The sequence below is a fragment of the Gammaproteobacteria bacterium genome (assembly GCA_003696665.1).
Classification (GTDB): Bacteria; Pseudomonadota; Gammaproteobacteria; order Enterobacterales.
This window is the reverse complement of sequence record RFGJ01000406.1, coordinates 1-1,518: the sequence shown is the minus strand read 5'-3', so window position 1 is coordinate 1,518 and position 1,518 is coordinate 1. Positions and strand designations below refer to the sequence as shown.

2 protein-coding genes are annotated in these 1,518 nt (G+C 54.5%); one reads left to right on the top strand and one right to left on the bottom strand.

Annotated elements, in window-relative coordinates; all coding sequences use genetic code 11:
• Nucleotides 1–1,058 (bottom strand): capsule assembly Wzi family protein (locus D6694_10320; GenBank protein RMH40190.1); only part of this gene is annotated, 1,058 nt, incomplete at its 3' end.
• 2 nt (nucleotides 1,059–1,060) lie between these two features.
• On the opposite strand from D6694_10320, the gene D6694_10315 reads away from it, so the two are divergent.
• A partial coding sequence (locus D6694_10315; protein RMH40189.1) for a hypothetical protein occupies nucleotides 1,061–1,518 on the top strand: 458 nt, incomplete at its 3' end.

The following is a 1,518-nucleotide window of genomic DNA, read 5'->3' as shown; positions in this document are numbered from 1 at the left end:
ATCAACTTTTTCAGTTTGTCTTCACCGATATACTGCATATAGGCCTTGAGCGGCCAGCCGAGCGTGGGTTGCAAATTCCATGTCATGTCCACACCGGCCATCTGATTGGCCGGCTCTTCGTCGCGCGATAAGTCCGCCCCCACATTATCATTGCCAATCAGCATGTTATAAAAAGCTTCCCAATCCGAAGGGCGTCCATCCCCCGCCCAAATGGCGGTTCGGGAAAGCCCGATTTCCAACGCACTGATGGGTCGCATGGTAAAACGCGCCCCCCATAGTCGCGCGTTAGGAATCGCCCGTTCTTCTTCCATCTGCCCGAGGAACGTCTCAAAGGTCCAAGGACCAATCCAACGCACCCACTCTGACTCAGGAGCGCGAGTAGACAACCGCTGTAAACTGATGGCAGGCACTGGCCGTGCATTGTCCGTCAAAATCACCGATGCACTCCAGCCTGGGCCCCACCAACGGTCCACCACGCCCACGGAGACGGCCCAGTCATCAAACGCCCAGCCGATGACACTGCCGTCTGTACGAACCTCATCATTATCGTAGGGATCTTGCACTTCAGTGATCCGTGCACGAATCGCTAAACGTGGCCCGGTATAATCGATGGTCAACTGCGCTTGCCCTTTTTCCTGCGCACCATCGCCGAAACTATGCACCACTTCACGATTGGTGGCGGCGGAAATTTCTGCTGACCCTGACCACGTCTGGCGCGCATTGGTTAAACTCTGAAACACGCGCTGCAACGCAGGACGTAAATGCTCCGGCACCCGTTGCCGCATGGCTTGTTCGAGATCGGCAGAAATCGCAGCCCACGGCAATGGATACTGGGTCACTGGCGCGGAAATGACGCCCGCTTCTGCCAATGCTTCAATGTCCGAACGTAACCAACGATTGTCCGGCGTAATCCAAGGCGAGGCTGATGCCAAACCCAGCCCTGCCATCAATGCAATAGCCACACCATACTTCATTTTTTCATCATCCTTGCGCCTCAAATGCTCGCCAATTTTACAGAGATTACGATGATTGTCGACCGGCTTGCGGCCTTCGCCCAAAAATGGTTATCGTAGGGCCCACCAAAACTATCCGGCAGTTGGCCATGAAAACTTACGCCACCTATGTCACGCCGACACTGTTGAAAACGCAAGCATGCCCACCGGCTCTGTGTCAGTCCGTCGCCACCATCTTGCGACAACAGCAGACAAAACTTAAAAGGACCGGAGGCAATGGCCGTATCCTTCGCACCGATGACCATTTCTTTCATTGGCCGGAAAAAGCCATATCAGAAATGGCCCAAATTTGCCATCACGCAGTAGCGTCCGCCGTCGTCGAAACGACACAAATGACGAAAGCGCAGTTTCAGCGCCTGATCTTCGACTACCACAGTTGGGCACAAATCGAAGAATATGGCGCCTTTTTGCCTTATGAAACCGCCTCCAATTGCAGCTGGCGGGGTTGGCTCTGCCTTGATGCTGGTGAACAGCCCCCAGACGAGCCAGACAGCGGCATTATTGT